The sequence below is a fragment of the Lysinibacillus sp. NPDC059133 genome, from assembly GCF_042755925.1.
Lineage (GTDB): Bacteria > Bacillota > Bacilli > Bacillales_A > Planococcaceae > Lysinibacillus.
This window is the reverse complement of record NZ_JBHZDH010000036.1, coordinates 1-19,918: the sequence shown is the minus strand read 5'-3', so window position 1 is coordinate 19,918 and position 19,918 is coordinate 1. Positions and strand designations below refer to the sequence as shown.

Here is a 19,918-nt window from a genome sequence, read left to right as displayed (position 1 = left end):
TTTTGCACAACAAATAACACCCCTAAATAGGTGGTTTGTTCGACAAAATAAGCTATAACGTTGATTCAGATTAGAATTCTACAATTAACAAAAAGTTCACCCTTTTTTAAAAATAATATTTTTACTATATAATAGACTTGAAAATTTCGCAAGTTTTAGTAAATCATCACTTTTATAGTGCGATATTTTCAGAAAATGCATATAATTTGTACAATGATATAGTTTACCGTAACCAATCTAAGTGAGGGTTTCATTAAGTGTATTAGTATGGAGGGAACAATAAAAGTTAGAAAGGAGTTAATAAGATGAGAGATATTAGAATTTATCATGTAGATGCATTTACAACAGAAAAATTTGGAGGTAATATAGCTGGCGTCGTGCTAGATGCTGAAAAATTATCCGAAAATGAGATGCAAAGTATCGCAAAAGAACTAAATTTATCAGAGTCTGTATTTTTACTACCTTCAAATAATGAAGATATTGATTATAAAGTAAAATACTTTACTCCCACTGAAGAAATCAACTTTTGCGGACATGCAACTGTTGGGTTAACATGGCTTTTGGCGACTGAGTTTGGTCTTGCTGAGAAAAAGGAAGGTATAGTGCTAGAAACGAATATCGGTAGAGTACCGGTTGTATGGCATAAGGAAAACGGAAAAGTTATCGATGTAGAAATGACACAAGTAACGCCAAAAACACAAGATATCGATATTGACCTTACGGAGCTTAGTCGACTAATCGGCGTCCATTCCGAAAGCATTGATTTAACCTATCCAATCAAACTAGCGAATACTGGTGTCTGGCATTTACTCGTTCCAATAAAAGATCAAATCGCTATCGACAATGCAGCGCCAGACTTAGCAGCGTTAGCAAAACATAATAAAGAACATAATATCAGTACGACACATCTTTATACTTTTACTAATTTGAAAGAATGTGAACTATATACAAGAGATTTTGCACCAGGGATTGGCATACCTGAAGATCCTGTAACTGGTGCAGCAAATGGTGCATTAGCGGGCTTCTTCTATTTAGAGGGCATTATTCCTCAAGGTGAAATAACATATCTTACAATCGCTCAAGGAGATGCGATAGGAAGACCTGGAACGCTTTATGTGACTGTTATTCCAAACGAATTAGAACCAGTCATCAAAGTTGCAGGAGCAGCTACTATCACAATTCGAGGTATTTTAACTATCTAAACATATCAGCTTGAATTTGAGACTTTTTTATAGATATGCTTTTCAAAAATCACTCGTCATGTTATGGGTGATTTTTTCTGTTCTCCCATTACTGATGGCATCAAGATATAAGGGATTTGAGCCTGGACATAGGATTGTCAATGCGGATAGACTGTTTTGACAAGTTTTCGTAGTAACTCTCTTGCTTCCACTCCCCGTCATCAGCAGCTATACCTTCCAAAAAGATTTTAAAAACGAGAATACTCAAAAATTTTTTTGGTATTGTTTCAAAAACTAAAATTTCAGGATTTTTATAAGGTTTTCGTTTTAAATATTCCTCTACCGTAATCATACTTTCCCAATATTGTTTCACTAAATCTTCTTTAGAAGAGAGTCCTTTAGTAAAATAGCCTTCTTCACCAGTCTCCATTTTCATATATTCATCTTCTACATGCAAATAAATCACTTGATATATCTCGATTAAAAATCAAAACTTTTTCAGTAACAATCGTGAATTTTAGATAATGTTTGGAGATAGGATCGAAGTCAGCACCGAATGCAATGCTAAAGTCAATCCATTGTTCGGCATTTATAGGTCTGGTGAGGTTTGTCAATTCAGTTCATTGATTCGATAATTTGATAATTTTCTAGATAACCTGGTATATTCCCCCATTTACAGATTTGGATACTGCTTTTTAAAGTATTCGACCTTACTTTATAGTAATCACGTTCTTCCTCAACGCTCTTTAAATAATACGTATTCTTTACACCTCTCGCTCCAGAACTTGGCGATGGTAGACGATTGAACGCTTCAATGAATCCACCTTCTTTAAACTTTTTCACCCATCGCTTGACTTGTGTTTTATTTTGAACGCCAAATCGTTTGGCAATGGAAACATTGCTTTCGTTACCTGCTAAATATACCTGAACAACTTCTAATTTAAACTCATTTGTAAACGAATTATTTTTTCTAGGTATAGAAAAATCCCCTTTAAGTAGAATGTTAATTACAGATTACTGTAGCTCTTTTAACATTGTCTACTTAAAGGGGATCATATCATTAGGGACAGCCAATTTTTTAATTAGAGAGTTCACTTTGGATAATTAATTTGTTTTTACGTTTTTCATCTGAAAGGTCCTGGTTAATAATATAGATATCATTTTCCGCAGAAAACCTATAAATATCAGGCGTTTCCAACTTCCCGTTTTTAACTAGTAAATTATTCTTCACCTTAAATTTCATAAAATATTTATCATCATAAGAGAAAAAAACTTGATTATTAAAATCTGTGTAAAGAGAATTTACATTTAATGCATCCGAAACGACTTCTTGCGTATGTTTACTAGAAACATTATAAAAAAGAAGCTTTCGTTCATCAACTATAAGTTCACTAGGGTCATTAAAGGTTAGATAAATTAATTGTTGACCATTTAGCAAACTTGCCCAACCAATGAATTCATAGTCAGTTTTTATTTCTTCAATTTCTTTATTTTTCACATCGTATAAATATAGATAACCTACATTATTTTTTTTATCAGTTAATAATATTCTTCCATCCTTTGCAGATAAAAACATATTCATAAATGTATAGGTATTTAAATCAAATATACTTTCAGTTTCATTTGTTTTTAGATTTTTCAACATAACTTTCGGCTTGCTCGTCCTTAGATCCATTGATATCCAAGCAGCATAGTCTTCAACAAGTACAGGAAAATCATTATTGATATTTGGATCATTTTCTTCTGTTAATGGTTGTATTTCATTCGTCTTTAAATTCATTGAATACGGATTTATCTGTCCCCCACCTTCATCAGCATCAACCCAGACTAACCAATTATCATTCATTTCTAGACCTTGGACAGACGGCAATTTAAATTTGCTATTAAATATAGTTTTGTATGTCTGAGTCTTTCTATTATATTGAATGATTTTATTATCTAGACCAGATGGACTCTTATGATCTACACTCATGAAAATTGAGCTAGCATTACCCCTAAAAGAAGTTATGCTAGAAAAAGGAACATCTACTGTTTTATTAAAATCTTCATCAACTATTTGATAATATTCAAGAGTTTCATTTTCAGCATTATTATTGTTAACCACTTTAAAAATAACTAGTAGAACAATAACTAAGCTGGAAATTAATCCGAATGATACTAATGTTTTTTTTTCAAAATAATCTCCTCAAATAAATCTAGTTAGTTAATTTTGTTTTACCAAATCATTGCAGGGTTAGCACCATCAGCTATATATACAGCTTTTGCAATACCTTTACCCTCTCTAGTAGTATCTGTTGCAACTCCAATAGATTTCCAATATGTTCCAGTGTCTGTGTATTTTGTATGATGATTTGGATCTACAACCCTTAAAGTCTTATTGGATTCATTGTACCCACTTATCGTTACATAGTGACGAAAATTTGTGCCTTTATATTGTTCAATCCATTCTGTTTCCGTTAATAAGATTGGTGCTGTTTTTTCATTCTTTAAGCTATCAGTAATACGTGAAATAAATGTTTTTTGAGGATCTTTACTGTCAGTAAGAGTGCCTACTATATAGGGATTTGAACTAAAACCATATACATTTTTATATTTATTCAAACCGTTTCTTAAATCTGTAGATCTTGTCGGTCCTTTTTCTGGTAGAACACCAATAGTGACACCAAAGTGCTCTTGAGTTGGCAAAGCTTCTTTACTTTTACTTTTTGCTTTGTGGAAACTCAAGGCCTGTCTTCCTGACGCTGGACCACAAAAATTTTTATACTCTTGCTTATTGTAGGTAACTGGTATTGTATAATAGGCAGAAGCGCGTACTGAACCTTGTCGTTTTTCTCTTTCGGCAATTTCTAAATCTCTTTGTTTCGCCAATTCATCATAATATTCTTTGTTTTCTATATAATCTACATCTACATTCGAAACACCACTATCATTTTCTTCTTCTGAAGCTGCCTTAAAATTTTCAGGTAATGCACCAATACTCATTGTAAGTAAAAATAAAGCGCTTAAAGCATATTTTTTTTTCATTATTTATCCTCCATTTCTTATTTTATTGTGTCTTTGATTCTAAAAGCTAAGCATTGCAATAAGAAGTTTTTTTCCATTTCATCCTCCTTTGTGTTTAAATAATTAAATTAATTTATTCGCATTTCGTCGTACCACTAAAATTTCGCGATAAATAACAAGTAGATATAGAAGTAAATATACTTCCTGTAGCCCCCTAAAAATTCAAAGTTACTATCTAATGGAGATGATCTATAAACAGCGTAATTGTCTAAATATTCACACTATTATTATCACCTCTCTCCTAAATGGTCATCTAGTTGATACCTTCTCACTGATAGTATAATCGTAGGGCATTCTTTTTTTATTTTTTTCAAATTAGTATTTTACACTAGGAGGATCGGCTCCACCTATAAATCTATGACTTGTAATGAATTAGCAAAACTTAACCCTTCTCTTTTGCAACCACCTTTAGTTTTTCAACTAACGGCGGTCTGTTACCGGAGTAATTGACATCCACATAAAGTAAACTCCTATTTTCCTAGATTCCCATGAGATATATTCGCAACTATAAGCCGATATTATCATGCGATTTTTGTATAAACAAGGCGATTTTTATCATTTTTCATTAATTATTACAAATATTATGAATTTTATTGTTTTTAAAGAAATATATTAACAAAAAGAAAAAATGTACTCATAATATAGTTCAAATGTGTATTCCCTAGTTTAATAGGATCAAAAGGTGAACTACTGAATAACCATTCCAAAAAAGATAAATTGTTGTTTGTGGAGAAAGTCAATGTACTTTTTAGCCTAGGGTGCAAGATGTACAACAACGACTCTTGTTTGTAGTACATGTACATGGGGTTATTACGGGGATTCCTTTTAATTACATACTAAAAATAGAAGAGGCTTTGTCCTCTTCTGCCAGTACATTTAGATTTTGTTTGATCCAGCGAAAGAACGATTCGATGGTCCAGTGTGATTTGTACATCTCCGCGATTTCTTCTGAGTCAAGTTGAGCAAATTCGTCACAACACGCATTGTTCTGCCTATCATAATCGTTGTCGAATTAATCGCTAGCAGCTATTTTTTCAAGGAAAGGGAGCGTTTGGCCCTACGATTTAATCGATTGACAATCGATAATAATTTATAGTTCTAGTGAGGTTTGTCAGTTCAGGAAACAATCGACCACCATTGAAATAAAATCTTGCTACTGTATTTTTACTTAACCCTTTATTTAAAGCGATTTGTGGATCCACATATCTATCATCATCTTCTTCAAACACTATGTGGTATAAATACAAAGCTAATCGTCCCTTTTATAGAACTATGTTCAAACTATAACTAAACTAATTATAAGTTTAATAATAAGAAAACAACCTAACTTTTACCAGTAAATCTTTTTAAACCATTGCGTATATTTTCATAGGTTAGATTGATCCTGAGACCCCCCCGCTATATCTTTATTTGTCATTTTGTCTATTAGGAATTGGATCAATTCATTTTTTGTTGGATACATAAAAGAGGCTAGACATAAGTATTTTTATAAAGCAAAATTAAAAATATCCACAAAAGAAAAGCGCTAGAAATCAACGTCTAAAATTGATTTCTAGTGCTTTTAAAGGTTCTGACTAGTTTTGTCCCAGCCTCTTGGTGAGTAAAAAATATAAAAAGGAAATTTATCACTTTTCACTTGATTGCGTTAACAAAATGTTAGCATCTATTCACACATTCCTCCTGTGGTGAGTTTATGTGGAAACATATGGATGCTGATAGAGTTTAATTATATAGCCTCGGTTTCTATTTCATTGGAATCTTGCCTATTTTTAATGCTACACTCATGCATAATTATTCTGAAATTAAACCGTAAGCAGAAACTTTCTTAATTTTTAAGGATACGAACATTGAGACAATGTAGGCTAAAATAAGAATCCCTACACAGAGCATTAGAATAATCGGTAAATGAACGATAAAGTCTAAACGTTTCACCCCTGCACTTGAAAGTAATATAGAAAGCATAGGGTTTGTATAAAAGTATCCTAGTACACCACCAATGGTCACTCCAGTAATAATCACGGGTACAAAGCTGATGGAAATTTGATGCATCAATTGAATTATTGAGTAGCCTATTGCTTTCATTACGCCAAACTCTTTCTTACGCTTAATAATCATCGTTTTGATGATCAAATATAGAATCATTACAACAACTAGAACGGTAATTGTCAGAACCATTATCATAACTGCAAACACAGCAGTTGTATACATACCTGTTTGGCTCTCTATATTTTTATCTATGTCTAACGTTTCTACTATATAATCTCCGTACTGTTCGTCGACGTTTTCAATAAAGTTTTGGTTTGATATACGATCTAGATATACATAAAGGTTCGTGCCTTTATAATCTGACTGTAATTGCTGAATTCCATCCATCGTTAATGAGGCTATTTGTCCTAAATTACCGATTGATTGGCTTAGGCCTGTTACTAGAAAACTAGCTGTTTTAGTGCCATATTCTACTTCTACCGTATCGCCAATTCCTTTATTAATTTGGTTTGATACAACCCAGGAGATGGATATTTCATTATCATATTTTGGCTGACGACCTTCGTAGACAATATTATTTTCTAACTGATTATAATTATCCGTAACATACGTATTTACAGCTTGATCATCAATTTTTATTGTAATAAAATCAAAAACATTTACCTTTCTTACATGGTCCATTTGTTTAATGTGACCCAAAAGTTCTGTTGTATCTGCATCTGGCCTAACAGATATCATCACATTTGCTGGTTCTACGCCAAATAAGTTAATGAATGCGGTTTTGTCTGAAGCAATGTTGTAAAAAAGCACCACCGAAAAAACTGATGCGAATGTTAATGCGATAATAATTAAAAGTATCATGATGTTTTGTTTTACATTTGACAGCATCGATTTAATAGCAAGTAAAAAATGAAGCCCACCTCCCGTATTCTCCAATGGAAAATAATTTTTTCTAAAACTGTGCGTTTGAATACCTCCCCGAAGTGCCATAATAGGTTGAATTTTTCGAACACGGAAGGCGGAAATTAATGCAACAATTACAACACAAAAAGCAATAATGAATATATTGGTTAAATTAATAATCATATTGAATCCCTGGTACCATATTAATCCAGATAAAGATGAAATAATGCTTCCTATAATAGGCATAAGACAATATGACAATGCAACCCCTACAACACTTGCACTAAAAGCAATTAAAACAAACTGTAAAATAATTGACGATAGAATTTGTCTACTTGTATAACCAATTGCTTTAAGTACTCCTATATTCGTCATCCCGTCTTCAATGCTATTTGATACACGATACTTAATGACAATTAGTGAAACAAGCACGATAATGGCTGCAAAAGCTACCAATATCATAGCTATGATGTTAATAGTCAACGTGCTTACACTTTTCACCATCTCAATATCTAACATCGCAATAGATGAAGTCGTTTCACCTACTGTTGATTGAGGAAACTCCTTACTAAAATCATTTAGTAACTTTGTAGATTGTGTTTTGTCTTCCATCACTGCAGATATGACCAATCCTTTGCCTAGTTCATCTGCTAACGTTTGATAAGCAATTTCTGGTAGCATGAATTTCATGAATCCAATGTTGGTCGTACCCATCATTGTTGTTTCAAAGAATCCAGCAATTCGATATTTATAGTCCTTGTTTTGATATGTGATGGTAAAATCTTCACCTAACTCATAACCACCATTTGTTTTAAAAGTGTAAGGAATAAAAATATCATTAGCACTTGAAGTGTTTAGTTTTTCAACCAACTTCAACGCCCCGATATTACGATGATCATCTGCATTAAAAATAGCGGTAAGACTAGCTAATTCATTATCACCAAAATTAAATTTAGCAATGTCCATATTGATAATTTCTTCTGTTTCTGACTCTGTCACCCCAGGATATTTCGTTATAAATTCTCCATAACTTGAATTATAACTTGCATAATCCATCATAATTATTGCGTGAGGATCTTTTAATTGATCAACTTTACTATCAAAAAATGTATTGACTTGAGTAATGACCATTAGACCTATATTCAGAAGTAGCGCAGCAACTAAAATAAATGTAAATAAGGAAGCTGTTGCAGATTTACTTCTTCTAATATTAGCGAGGGCTAAATTCATGAGTTTCACCTTACCACCCCATTTCTGCAAGGAAAGCCCCGAGCTTTTCATGCCGCTCGAAATTCTCTTTCTCACTGAACGCGCCTAACTGCAAGTCACCGCAAATTACGCCATCTCGCAAATATAAAATTCGGTTTCCACGCAATGCTGTTTTCATATCATGAGTGACCATGACTATGCTTTGCCCATTTAGATTTACATTTGTTAAAACATCTAATACACTATCACTAGATGTAGAGTTTAATGCACCAGTTGGTTCATCGGCAAAAAGTATTCTCGGATTGTTAATTAATGCTCGAACAATCCCAACTCGTTGAGCCTCACCACCAGAAAGCTGTGTCGGAAATTTAGACCATGCGTGTTCATTGATCCCTACTTGTATTAATAGTTCTTTCGCTTTTTTTACGAGTTCACGCTTATTCTTATTTACTAAAAGACCACTTGCCAGTACATTATCGAGTACGCTCATATTGTCCAGTAAATAAATTTGTTGGAATACAAAGCCACAATTGTTCCTTCTAAATATTGCTAGTTGGTCGTTGTTTAATTTAGTTAAATTTTTACCAGCAAAATCGATTTCGCCTAATGTCGGTTTATCCATTCCACTCATTGCGTAAAGTAGCGTTGACTTCCCAGACCCTGAACTACCCATTATAATTGTAAAATCCCCTTCTATTAAACTGATATCTAGATTTTTTAATACATGCTGTTGAATTCCACCGCTCGAAAAGGTTTTACACAGCTTCTCCGTTTTGATAATCGTCTTTGTCATGTTTTTAGCACTCTCCCTTTATTAAGCTCATGTTTGAATTTGCAAATCAAAGAAAAAAGACCGTAATGAAGATTACAGTCTTATCATACAAAATGAATCCTTATTAAATCTTTATGCAATTATTAACTAATCCTTAATTATCATGCAAGCTTGATTTTCAATACTACGGTAAAGCCATCATGCCCATTGTAACAGCTAATCTGGCCATACATATTTTCCATGAAATACTTCGATATATAAAGACCAAGTCCTGAACCATTCTTGCCTCCGATATTTGTTCCTCGATAATATTTATTGAACAGTAGAGGCAATTCTTCTTCGCTAATTCCGGACCCTAAGTCCATGATGTGGAGTTCAAGATAACCCTGCTTGATTTGTGACTTAATAGTGACCTTAGTTCCTGCATATTTATATGAATTACTGATAATATTGTCTATTACCTGCTGCATACGTACGGAATCCGTTAAGATAATACATTGTGGAATTGAATCATAGACGATTTGATTGTCATAATTTACATTTTCAATCATATCAACAAGTACTTCGCTCGATTCTTCGGTTACTGTTATCTGTAACTGTTGCAGTTCTTCTAAGGTGGCATGAAACATATCTGTAACAAGTAGGTCAATTTGCTCTGCTTTCGAATAGATTGTATTCACTTGCTTAATGACCTTTTCATCCCTTGCCTGCAGAAGCATCAATTCACTAACTGCCTTTATTGAAGCAACAGGCGTCTTAATATCATGACTTAATGTGGCCACGAGCTCTTTCTTACTACGGTTGGACTCATACTCTCTTTGCCGAGCAGCATAGAGCTCTTCACGTAATAGATCAAAACTTTCCGTGAATGCACCAAAATAATTGTTTTTATCCATATTTAATGGAATATCTAGATTACCTCTAGCAACATCCGCCGCGAAATGTTGAAGCTGCATAAAAGGTTTCAATAACGTTCTGTAAATGTAGACATTGTAAATAATAATAACACTCATTAATAAACCAACTATTAAACTGAAAGATGTAACCAGTTCCTTTTTCATTTTTTGCACTATTTCTTTATCGTTATTGCGGATAATAATTTTCCCTACAATCTCATCATTTTGCATCACATCAATAATCGAATCTCTATTTTTGATGGCATCATATATATTAATAAACTGAATACCCGATGTTTGATAAATTACATTTTCTAAATTATCTATAATCATAAGTGGTTGTTGAAAGCCGCTGTTAATAAATGTTTCATTATTAATTTGTCCCCAATTTTTTTCGACGGTTTTAACTAATTCATTAATGGCTACAATATTCACTTCTGAACTATTTTTATTGTTAATCATAATTATTGGGAAAGTAATTCCTGCAACAAAAATAACCAGAAGCAGGACACTAAGCAATTTTACTCTCATTGCTTAGTGTCCTCTAACACATATCCTGTTCCCCATATCGTTTTTATAAATTGCGGGTCCTTTGGATTTTCTTCAATTTTCTCGCGTAAATGCCGAATATGTACATTTAGTGTCCCATCCCCTACAAAAGAATCTCCCCATACATTTTGAAACAATTCATCTTTAGTAATGATACGGTTTTTATTATTCACCAAATAATACAGAAGCTTATATTCCATCGTTTTTAGCTGAATATCAATACCCTTTACTCGAATACGATGAAGTTTTGTATCAATTTGGATTTGACCAAACTCTAAAACCATTTGTTGGTTAGAACCACTGCCATATCTTTTGAGTACTGCTTTTACTTTTGCTAATAATATGCTTAGTGTATATGGTTTTTGAATGTAATCGTCCCCACCTATGTTAAGTGCGATTAGAACGTCGTCATCGCTGGAACGAGCACTTATAAATAAAATCGGAATCTGCGTAGTTTTACGCAATTTTTTACATAAATCAAACCCCGATTCACTACCGAGATTGATATCTAGAAGAATCAATGATGGTTCATGTTCTTCCAAAAATAACTCGCACTCTTCTGCACTTGCCGCAAAAGCCGTTTTGACTTCGAACATATTAAAATATTCACAAGTTGTTTCAGCTAAAGCGATCTCATCATCAACAATTAAACAATCTAATTTCATCGTAATTCTCCTAGAAAAAGACTTCCGGTATGCATAGCATAAGAACCCTGGTTAAATACGCGGGATTCATAATCTGTTTGCTGTAAAATCTCATTTTCTTCTTTAAGTTTTATATTCTCGTGAAACTTATTGAATTGTGTTCTACAATCAGCCATAAACATTCCTCCTAAAGTCCGTTAAATTTTCACAATAACAAATACCATAAATAAGAATAAACGTTCGAAGTAATGCTATTAAATATATGTACAAAAATATAATTAAATCATTGTAAGATACCTCTGATCTTAGTACGAATAATAAAAGTTAATATATCCCATTAATTATACAATAAAAGTTGAAATTTGTTCTTAATAAAATAATTCTTTTTTACTATAAAAGTCTTAAAGTATTAAGAATAGGATGATTAACGCTTTATGCCAATAGCAACCAATAGATATAAAACTATCCCTACAAGAAAAAAGACGGCCCCTCTTTGTAAAATTTGTATAAAATGAATTCAATTCTTTTCGTTTTCTCAAAAAAAGAGAAAGCCCATAAACCTTGATTATAAGGATTTATGGGCTTTCAAGTATTTCTTATCTTGACTAAAAAGCTTCTAAAGATACCAGTGGCCGGACAGGAAATGCAGTAAAAAGACTTTACCTAGGGTTTGTAAAATTTGTATAAAATCATTTGATAGGCAATACAGATGAAAAGTATTTTAACCTGCTTCTTTTGTTTCAACACTCAGCATGTGCGGAGTGTTTGTGGCAACACATAGGATGTTGGTGGGTTTATTGTGGGTTTATTGCGGGTTTATTGCGGGTTTATATGGAATACTCGGTTTCTCTATAGAACCGAGTATTTTAATTTTCACATTTCATATCACAAAACCTCTTATTTTTTTCATCAAAACCGGTACCTTCTTCGGAATATATTAATAATAGAATTTCACTCACAAGCCCTTAGATTGATGTGTGATGAATATTGTTTCGATTGTTGAAAAGTCGAGAATAGTCCTCTACTTAAATTTCTCCGTACTGTAATAAGCTAACCATATTCAGCGGTCTCATTAACAATTGAATCTTAAAGTTTTTTTGTGTAATAGTATCGCTTACCCGTTAGCGGATAATCATTGAGTACAAACTCTTCTTTATAGCCCAGCTTCACGTAAAAATCAGGGGCTTGAAAACTAAAAGTATTTAGGGAGGCAAACTTGCATCCTCTATTAATAGCAATCTTCTCAACTTTACGCATATACCAATATGCTGTCCACGAAGTTTTTCACTTACCCATAAATACTCTACTTCTAACCAATTTCCGTATCACCAATCAACCCCGCAACTCTATTTCCTTCTTCATCTTCTACAAAAAGACCAATATCTTTTACTACCTTATCTTCAATGTTATCAAGATTGTATTTTAATAATTCTTGAAAAATATGTTCTTTTTCTTCTTCAGTGACCTTTTCGGATTCAATGTATTTCATTTATTCGACCCCTTTATACGATTTTAATAATTTTCCTAATACCTTAATTCAGCACTTCTTCCCTTTTCTAAACAGACAGAAAATTCTACTCATAATAAAAAGCATATTTTTTTAATTAACTGTTTATAGAAGAAGCACCTTTTTTAAAATATTCCTGCCGTTTTGCACCTGATACAACTTTCAATGCCAATAACCCTAATTTAAGAAGAAGAAGGCAAATGAACCTATTAACACCACAGAACGGATCAATGATAACGCTAATTCAACAGTTGAATTCGTTTCAAAAGGTGAAACAACAAACCAGATGACGTCTCCTTTGTCAAAAGTATTATTAACTGCATTAATAACATTTTCGCTAAATACTTCTTTACCATCTACATATGTTTAAAGAGTCACTCATTTCAACTAAAATGCCACCTCCGTTATGGATAAGATAGATTATTAGTTTATATGAGCTAATTTCATTAAATATAGAATTTGGGGTAATTTATGTAATTTCAACTCTCCCCCTCTCCAATTCTCCGCACCTGTCTATTTATCTTTATAACTCTCATCATAAGATATCTTAATTGCAATTCATTTTTACAAATACAACAGGAGAGGTTGTAAAAACTTAAATGAATCTAATAGATGATATTAACCAAAAAATACAACAAATTATTAAAAATCTGAAGCACGACCAATATAATGATGGCTCGTGGAGATATTGTTTTGAAAATGGACCAACGACCGATGCAAATATGATTATCATGTTAAGAGTATTAGATTATGATGATGAGAATCTTATAAAGAAACTTGTTACACGTCTACTTCAGCAACAACAAAATAACGGTGCTTGGAAGCTTTATGATGATGAAAAAGGAAATTTATCTGCAACAATTGAAGCATATACAGCTCTTTTATTTTCTGGACATTTGAATAAAGATGATCCGTCGATGAAATTAAGTGAACAATTTATTGTGGAGAATGGAGGACTTGAAAAAAGTCATATTTCTACGAAGTGTTTACTAGCTATTACCAACTTATACCCTTGGCCAAGACTATTTCCTATCCCACTTAGCATCATGAATATACCAAAGTTTCTAACATTTAATTTTTTTCATTTTAGCTCATACGTACAAGCACATTTTCTTCCTATCTTAATATTAGGACACGATAAATTTGTAGTTACTAATAAATGGACGCCTGATTTACAGCATTTATTTTTATCTCAAAAGAAATATAATTCACTTAAAAAGGAAAAAAGATGGTTTAGTTTATTTAAAAAGATATTGCCTACTTATAAAGAATCTACGAGGCTAAAAGCTGAACAACATATATTGAATTGCATTGAAAAGGATGGGACATTATATAGTTACGCAAGTTCTACATTTCTTATGATTTATGCACTACTTTCTCTAGGTTATAAAAAATCTTCTCCTTTTATTAAAAATGCTATTGGAGGTATTAGATCTTTTTTATACGAAAAAGGAGATGTTTTTCATATTCAAAACTCTCCTTCGACTGTTTGGGACACTGCGCTAATTTCTTATTCCTTACAAGAATCGGGTCTTACCATTAAGGATCCAGCTATCCAATTAGCTTCGAACTTCTTAATGGAATTACAACACAAACACTCTAATAAAGGATGGGGTTTTTCAGAAAGCAACTCCATTAATCCTGATGTTGATGATACACAAGCGGCATTAAGGGCACTATCTAATTTTACATGTAGTGATTCTGAATTTCGTATGGCCTGGAATTCGGGAGTTGATTGGTTATTAACCATGCAAAACAATGACGGCGGCTGGGGAGCATTTAAAAAAAATAGTCCTTCATACATTAAATGGCTTTTCCCCATACAAAGTTTTGAAGACACTGCTATAGATCCTTCTGCTGCTGATATCACCGGCAGAACATTGGAATTTCTAGGGAATCATTTAAATTTGACTATGCAGCATCCTCGTGTAATGAACAGTGTAAAATGGCTAATAAAAAATCAAACTAATGATGGTTCATGGTACGGACGTTGGGGGATATCTTACATTTATGGTACATGGGCCGCTGTCACAGGCTTAAAGGCAGTTGGGATTTCATCTGATCATCCAACTATTCAGAAAGCAAGAGATTGGTTGTTAAATATAAGACAATCTGACGGAGGCTGGGGTGAATCATGCCAGAGTGATTTTCATAGAGAATATATTCCTTTACCCTACTCTACACTAGTGCAAACTTGTTGGGCGGTTGATGCATTAATTTCTATCTCTGAGTTTCCTACAAAAGAAATCATAGAAGGAATTATAAGAATTTTAGAATGGCAAAATACAGAAACTAGTCGGACCACTTATCCTACAGGTGCAGGTTTACCAGGACACTTTTATATACACTATCACAGCTATCAATACGTATGGCCTTTGGTTACATTGAGCCATTACTTAAAAAAATACAATTAGTTCATTATTGGATTTTTTTTAAAAAATAGTTAATCTATCTATCCCCCTCCTTTTTCATCTCATATACTATATTGTTCCTATCTTTATTTCTGTAATTTACTTTTATTTGAAAGGAGGTTATGTCAATGTCCAATATTGATCCTAGTTTAATGCGTGTTTTCCGACAAAGAATTAGAAACCCCCAATGTTTCGGTCGTGTATGTGGAGTTCTTAGATCATGCAACCATCGTCAGTTAAGAAGTCCCGCAGGTGCATACGGTCTTGTTGATCGTCTATCTGATTGCTGTGGAGTACCTGTAACAAAAGCTCAGAGAGATCATGCAGCACACTGGCTTATGAATTGTGGAGTTGATCCTCAAAACACAGCTCATCGAAGAAGGATGTGGGGTATGGTTAGGGGAGGTTTGTGGTAAAACGAAACACTTTATAGCAGGGCAACTAACCATGGTTAGTTGCCTTCTTTTAAAATGAGTTGCGAGACACACTCTACATGTGGTGAGTGTATGTGGCAACACAGAGATGTTGGCTGGATTAGTTATATTTGCTCGACTCCAAATCAGTGGAATCGAGCCTAATTTTCTTCATCATATTTGGTTGTTGCTTATTCTAAAGTACTCTAATTTCCAGTATGTTATTTCAAATGAGTTTTCATTTTATTATGCATAATACTAGTCCCTTTCCCATAATTCGTTCATATCACTTTACTCCCTTCTTTTACAGTCCCAATTCGTTAGCTCAATAAATTCAACATAAAATATCTTTATTCATTTTTATAATACAAAAAGAACGAATCCCTTTAATAAGAATTCGTTTTTGATAAATGTTTATACGTTTATTAGCAAACAGAGCCATGCACTGTTCGGCATTAGTAATAGATATAAAAATATGTCAGTCCCCTGTCATTCTTATTATCTTTGGGCTAACGTCTAAATACGCATTAATGCGCCATTAGGCTTTGGTAAATCTTGAGCTGTTATCTGATTCATTTTACAAAAATGTTTAAAAAATTGTTGTGCTAGCTCTCGTTCTGTTGGGTCACTTTTCAACGAAACTATATCAAGTAAAATTTGAGCCATCCATAAATTATCAAAATAACGGTATTTACCTGTATTCCATGTCATTTTGTCAGGGGATTTTTTATCTACATAATATTCCCATAAAAGTAGCTGATCCGATTCCTGTTCTGTAAGTTGGAGTCTGTATTTTGAATGGGCAGGAATATTTCCATCTTCACACAGCTTACCGATAAAATCTTCATTCACCATATAGACACCTAAGATACGTCTGTCTTTTTCAGGCATGCCGGAATCTATTGCTGTTAACAGGACGGCGCTATTTTGGTGCATGCGGATAGGTTTGTTTGGCTTCCCCTTGTTATTACCACTTTTTATTGCGCCTGAAAAAACCTTCCACTCTGAAAAAGAACTATTTTGTTCTTCTGTATCACACCTAAAAACCATTTGTGATTCTGGATGAAGTTTATGATGTTTCATAAGCTTTTCGTGTTCTATGCGAAGTTTCTGGTTTTTTCGTTGTAGTTTTTTTTCCTCTTCCTTCTTCCTTTCTTCCTCCTTTCGTTCCATTTCCTTTTTTTGTATTATTTTTTCAAGTGAATTAGCATCACTTTTATCATGTAGTTTTAGGTGCTTTCCAAATACATCGGGGAAAACAAACATTTTATTTTCCGATGCGAAATGTATTTCAATAATAGACTCATTATGTTTAACTATACTGCCCATGCCAAAACGCTTATGTGTAACTTTCTTATTGATTAGATTCATTATTCTAGTCCTCCTTATGGAATAAAAACTCGGTTACTATTAGATAGTAAATTAATAATTTAATTCAACTAACTACCTTAAAAGCTCACATAACTGTTTTAATTTTTTTCTTCGGCTTAAAAAAGGATATTAAAAAACGTATCCAAATTCTATCTGCAAAAAAGGACAGCGGAATTCGAAATACGATTTTAAAAAACAATTATAAGACTATTATAACATTTTTTAATAAATTCACAAATTTATTATTGACAACATATTTTATCATGAGGTAAAATAAAAAATTATTCTCTAAATCCCCTTGAAATAAAGACCTCATAAAAAGTCACGAAACTTCTGGAAAGCCCCTATAAATAGCCACTTAATTTCCATCATATATGCTGAGCATTAGATGTTTTCCAATTAAGTTCCATATAAAAAGACCCCAATTTCGCAAAAGTTATTTGCAAGAAAATCAGGGTCTGTATTGAAAATGTCTACTTTTTCAAGTTATATAGTATAGCTTTTAAATTATCAGAATTGTTTACGAATTACATATGTGCCCGATAACTCCAACCATGCAACTGCCTCACAATGCGGCGAGTGCTGAGGGTGAACGGAAAATTAATATGATGTAGTAGAATCACTTTACATTTTTAAAAATTATATTTAAATTAATACTCTCTTTCTTCCCTAGCCCTTCTAATTTGTTCATCTTTCTTTATCCCCTCTGATTGTTTAATTTCATATTCTGCCCATTGTCTAATTCTGCTTAATCTATGGTGTAAATATGGTTCCATTTCTGTTTTAAGATTTTCATGATTTTCTATTGCTTCAGAAATATTTATTACTTCAAAAGAATGTCTTCCAGCAATAAACTCGCGGAATAGTCTATCATCCCATTCATCGGTAGAAAGGATCCACTTGTAGCTTTTGAATAAAGTTCGATTAAAAGTAAGTTACAAACGCTGATTTTATACAGAAAGAAACCAACTGTTTTGAAACAAAGTTTGATCAAACAGTTGGTTTCTTTATTTATCTAGTTTGGTTTTTATAATAAAGATTGATTATTTCGGGATGCGAATCTTCAATTAAAGCACTCGTTAGTTCAATTCTATGTCCTTTAGTCGGGGCGTCCGACCAATTTGTTCATAGACTTCTTTTTCTAAAAGTTGTTTTGAATCTTTGAAAATTCCGCCTAATGTTTATTCAACCCCATTTCAAAAAAATGAATTTGTAGAGAATTATTAATCAAGAAAACATTCAGAATCCAACCGAGAATAGCAACGATAATAATACTCCACGCATATTTCTTACGCTGTGTTACACCAACAATTCCCATAATCACCCCTAATAATGGTGATAATAAAATACCGATAATATACGCAAAAATATTGTAGGTTTTATAACTGTAGAGTTCATTACTTTCATTATTATTTTTGTCACTATACATATTAATCCCCCTTGTTTTATGTAAAAATATACCTAAACTAATATTAACATTAAAGAAGTTTTATGGTATTCCTTCTTGAACTAAACTGCGCCGTTAGTTCAATAAGAAAAAAAGAGCTGCATATGTAACTCAATGATCTTCAATTAAAGCACCCCGTTAGCCATCCATGAAGCGCAAAAATCAGCTCTTCACCACAGAAAATGAAAGATGATTAAGTTCTTTCATGGGAGTTGAAGTAGAAAAAATAGACGCATATTCAACACTCGCCAGTTCTCCTTCACTTAATTTAAAATAGAGACGGTGCATAAAGAAATTAATTCAATTAAGCCATAGCGTTTTGCTACAACTAGAGCGTCTCATCCAATTTCTGAATCTTTGAGTTGGAAATTAAATAAACATTGCCAAAAACGTCGATTTTGTCTCCTTTTACACGTACAGCGCAATCTTTGTTCGACGCATAAATATTTATTTCTTCCGATAGGGGAGATAGTTCGCTTTGAACCAGTGCCATGTTATTTTCAAGATCAAAATGAGACAGGACGGAAAAATTGTCAAGACCGATTCCGTCGTAAACAGAGCTCATTTCAACTTCATCTCCAAAGTTTTTCGAGCATAACCATTTAGCGGACATGTTGATTGCTCCAGCGCTTGCTCCCATTACAACGGCGTTGCTTTTTTTAATCGAATCCGATAATTCATATTCCATCAAAAAACCATTTTGATTAAGAATATTACCACCCAACAAGAAAATGACGGAAGCATTTTGAATTATCGTTTGGGCATCTTCCTTCTGTACGCGGTAATTAATTAAATGATACTCATCAAACATAATACCAGCCTGATCGAGCCACGAGCGTTCAGTAGCGCCATCATCTTCATAAATAGAAGGATTCGAGCTAATCATAGCCAGCGATTTTCTATCAGTTATATCCTCCTGTAACACCCTACCCAGATCTTCTGGAAAAAAATTATCAAACCAACCTAAATAATAGTGAATTTTCATAAGTACCCCCTCAGCAAAATGTAAATAACATTTATTCCTTGCGTCACTCATTCTGTTTTCTTGTCACTCTCAATATGCCCGATTGTTAAACACAATTTAAACAACACTCTTCAACTATCCTGCCCCGTTAGCCATCCATGAAGCACAAAAATCAGCACTTCACCACAGAAAATGAAAGATGATTAAGTTCTTTCATGGGAGTTTAAGTACATTTTTTCACAATCTTTACTATTAAATTAACATAAATATCCAATAAAAATCATCTAACCTCTAAGAAATATACAGAGGAGAGATGATTTTAATCAATCTATTACAAATTATCGATCTTTATTATAAATAATCAATCTTTATTACAAAGCTACACCACTCTGTAAGAGGAGGAAAATGTTGCAGAACTAAAAGCTCATATTCTACAGCAACTTAACCCAAATCAACTTATAAATGAACTAACGCCATCTTTATTAGCTCGGTTCATTCATAAAATAACACACGTGTTGATTAACCAAAATTATACAGTCGTTGAATGATTTATGTCCCAATGAAACATCAGGATTTCTTTCACCCTAATTCGCCATTCCAGT

16 protein-coding genes are annotated in these 19,918 nt (G+C 33.0%); 2 read left to right on the top strand and 14 right to left on the bottom strand.

From position 1 onward, the window contains the following. Positions 1-305 precede the first annotated feature (305 nt). Positions 306-1,202: a PhzF family phenazine biosynthesis protein gene (locus ACFXN8_RS17480; RefSeq protein WP_386846846.1), complete on the top strand. Its 897-nt coding sequence runs from the start codon at positions 306-308 to the stop codon at positions 1,200-1,202. A gap of 100 nt (positions 1,203-1,302) precedes the next feature. On the opposite strand, the gene ACFXN8_RS17475 is transcribed toward ACFXN8_RS17480, so the two are convergent. From ACFXN8_RS17475 to ACFXN8_RS17425, 11 genes are all read right to left on the bottom strand, one after another. After that, a complete protein-coding gene (locus tag ACFXN8_RS17475) occupies positions 1,303-1,617 on the bottom strand; it encodes a hypothetical protein (protein WP_386846844.1) in 315 nt (104 codons plus the stop codon). 179 nt (positions 1,618-1,796) lie between these two features. Further along, a complete protein-coding gene (locus ACFXN8_RS17470) occupies positions 1,797-2,159 on the bottom strand; it encodes a helix-turn-helix domain-containing protein (protein WP_386846909.1) in 363 nt (120 codons plus the stop codon). 100 nt (positions 2,160-2,259) lie between these two features. Beyond that, positions 2,260-3,285: a TolB-like translocation protein gene (locus tag ACFXN8_RS17465; RefSeq protein WP_386846842.1), complete on the bottom strand. Its 1,026-nt coding sequence runs from the start codon at positions 3,283-3,285 to the stop codon at positions 2,260-2,262. 110 nt (positions 3,286-3,395) lie between these two features. Next, positions 3,396-4,205, bottom strand: coding sequence for a C39 family peptidase (locus ACFXN8_RS17460; RefSeq protein ID WP_386846840.1), 810 nt, complete (start codon positions 4,203-4,205; stop codon positions 3,396-3,398). 868 nt (positions 4,206-5,073) lie between these two features. Continuing rightward, positions 5,074-5,178, bottom strand: a complete 105-nt coding sequence (locus ACFXN8_RS17455) for a hypothetical protein (RefSeq protein WP_386846838.1) — start codon at positions 5,176-5,178, stop codon at positions 5,074-5,076. Positions 5,179-6,035: 857 nt separating this feature from the next. Further along, positions 6,036-8,363, bottom strand: coding sequence for an ABC transporter permease (locus ACFXN8_RS17450; RefSeq protein WP_386846907.1), 2,328 nt, complete (start codon positions 8,361-8,363; stop codon positions 6,036-6,038). Between the two features lie 10 nt (positions 8,364-8,373). Next, the gene (locus tag ACFXN8_RS17445; RefSeq protein WP_386846836.1) at positions 8,374-9,135 is read right to left on the bottom strand and encodes an ABC transporter ATP-binding protein; all 762 of its coding nucleotides are present in this window, start codon (positions 9,133-9,135) and stop codon (positions 8,374-8,376) included. 140 nt (positions 9,136-9,275) lie between these two features. Continuing rightward, positions 9,276-10,541 carry a sensor histidine kinase gene (locus ACFXN8_RS17440; RefSeq protein ID WP_386846834.1) on the bottom strand — a complete coding sequence of 422 codons (1,266 nt, stop codon included), beginning with the start codon at positions 10,539-10,541 and terminating at the stop codon, positions 9,276-9,278. Beyond that, positions 10,538-11,224, bottom strand: a complete 687-nt coding sequence (locus ACFXN8_RS17435; RefSeq protein WP_386846832.1) for a response regulator transcription factor — start codon at positions 11,222-11,224, stop codon at positions 10,538-10,540. Before ACFXN8_RS17435 ends, ACFXN8_RS17440 begins: the two co-directional genes overlap by 4 nt. Then, positions 11,221-11,379, bottom strand: a complete 159-nt coding sequence (locus ACFXN8_RS17430) for a hypothetical protein (RefSeq protein ID WP_386846830.1) — start codon at positions 11,377-11,379, stop codon at positions 11,221-11,223. The genes ACFXN8_RS17435 and ACFXN8_RS17430 overlap by 4 nt, the downstream gene beginning before the upstream one ends. A gap of 1,133 nt (positions 11,380-12,512) precedes the next feature. Then, complete coding sequence (locus tag ACFXN8_RS17425) at positions 12,513-12,692, bottom strand: hypothetical protein (RefSeq protein ID WP_386846828.1); 180 nt, start codon at positions 12,690-12,692, stop codon at positions 12,513-12,515. Positions 12,693-13,309: 617 nt separating this feature from the next. On the opposite strand from ACFXN8_RS17425, the gene ACFXN8_RS17420 reads away from it, so the two are divergent. Continuing rightward, a complete protein-coding gene (locus ACFXN8_RS17420; protein ID WP_386846826.1) occupies positions 13,310-15,124 on the top strand; it encodes a terpene cyclase/mutase family protein in 1,815 nt (604 codons plus the stop codon). Positions 15,125-16,050: 926 nt separating this feature from the next. Here the strand turns inward: ACFXN8_RS17420 and ACFXN8_RS17415 are convergent. The 3 genes from ACFXN8_RS17415 to ACFXN8_RS17405 form a co-directional block, all read right to left on the bottom strand. Next, positions 16,051-16,905: a malate synthase gene (locus tag ACFXN8_RS17415; RefSeq protein WP_376074841.1), complete on the bottom strand. Its 855-nt coding sequence runs from the start codon at positions 16,903-16,905 to the stop codon at positions 16,051-16,053. 1,174 nt (positions 16,906-18,079) lie between these two features. Further along, entirely contained in the window at positions 18,080-18,334 is a 255-nt protein-coding gene (locus ACFXN8_RS17410) for a hypothetical protein (protein ID WP_386846824.1), read from the bottom strand. Positions 18,335-18,680: 346 nt separating this feature from the next. Beyond that, positions 18,681-19,337 (bottom strand): Type 1 glutamine amidotransferase-like domain-containing protein, encoded by a 657-nt coding sequence (locus ACFXN8_RS17405; protein ID WP_376074844.1) that lies wholly within the window; start codon positions 19,335-19,337, stop codon positions 18,681-18,683. Positions 19,338-19,918 lie beyond the last annotated feature (581 nt).